The following is a 1,185-nucleotide window of genomic DNA, read 5'->3' as shown; positions in this document are numbered from 1 at the left end:
TATTCGTGTTGTCACCACTTGGTTCTTCCGTTGCACCGTTGTCAGACCCGGTATTCCTGTTATCGACACTTGGTTCTTCTGTTGCACCGTTGCCAGATCCAGGGTTCGTGTTGTCACCACTTGGTTCTTCCGTTGCACCGTTGTCAGATCCAGGGTTCGTGTTGTCACCACTTGGTTCTTCCGTTGCACCGTTGTCAGATCCGGTATTCGTGTTGTCACCACTTGGTTCTTCCGTTGCACCGTTGTCAGACCCGGTATTCGTGTTATCGACACTTGGTTCTTCTGTTGCACCGTTGTCAGATCCAGGGTTCGTGTTGTCACCATTTGGTTCTTCCGTTGCACCGTTGTCAGACCCGGTATTCGTGTTATCGACACTTGGTTCTATGGTTGTGTCGTTGCTTGATCCGGTATTGGCATTATCGTTGATTGGTTCATTTGACAAAATAGTTACAGCTACAGGAACTTCTGCCGTTGTCTTATCTTTGTATACAACTTTAACCTTAACTACTTTATCACCAACTTCATTTTTATTGGTTGGCTTGATAGACAATTCACCGGTTGTTTGATTAATGGTAATCCAATCATCAGAATTATCAACTAATTCGTAACTATCAACTACATTTGCATCTGACACCTTTGCAGTCGCAGTAACAGTTTCATTAACCTTAACGTTAACATTATCATAACTTACTGGATAATTCTTGGCATCGTTACTAATCGTAATAGTAATCGGTACAATTTCTTTTGTTGCGTTATTAGCATGTGCAACTTCAACAGAAATATGATATTCTTGTCCCTTGACATCTACATTAGGACTAAACTTAATTTCACCAGTTTCATTAATTGTTGCCCATTCTGGAGCACCTTCAGCTAAAACATATCCTACAATTTCTTCTTGATCACCAATAATTTGTGGTGTTATAGATGCTGTCTCACCAGCTGAAATTGTTATTCCTTCATATGAAGTTGATGTAGTAGGAGTTACAACGATATTAGGAATATCTACAGTTTGTGTTGTGCCATCTGGATATGTCACTACTACTACACCACTTGTAACACCTGCTTTAGATACATCTGGAGTGCTTGTCCAGGCGTATGTGGTATCCGCTGGTAAGTCAGATGCATTGCTAATTACTGATTCAGCTGTTGGAGTTTGACCTAAACCTGTGGTTACATCATCCTTGG

Annotated in this window: 1 protein-coding gene; it reads right to left on the bottom strand. The window is 41.2% G+C overall.

What is annotated here, in order from left to right; genetic code table 11:
- Positions 1 to 1,185: Rib/alpha-like domain-containing protein (locus tag FC36_RS10050; RefSeq protein ID WP_156409581.1), on the bottom strand; the 1,185-nt coding region annotated here is incomplete at both ends.

It is taken from the genome of Ligilactobacillus equi DSM 15833 = JCM 10991 (genome assembly GCF_001435735.1).
GTDB lineage: Bacteria > Bacillota > Bacilli > Lactobacillales > Lactobacillaceae > Ligilactobacillus > Ligilactobacillus equi.
Note: the sequence above shows the minus strand (reverse complement) of the source record. Positions and strands in the feature narration are given on the sequence as shown.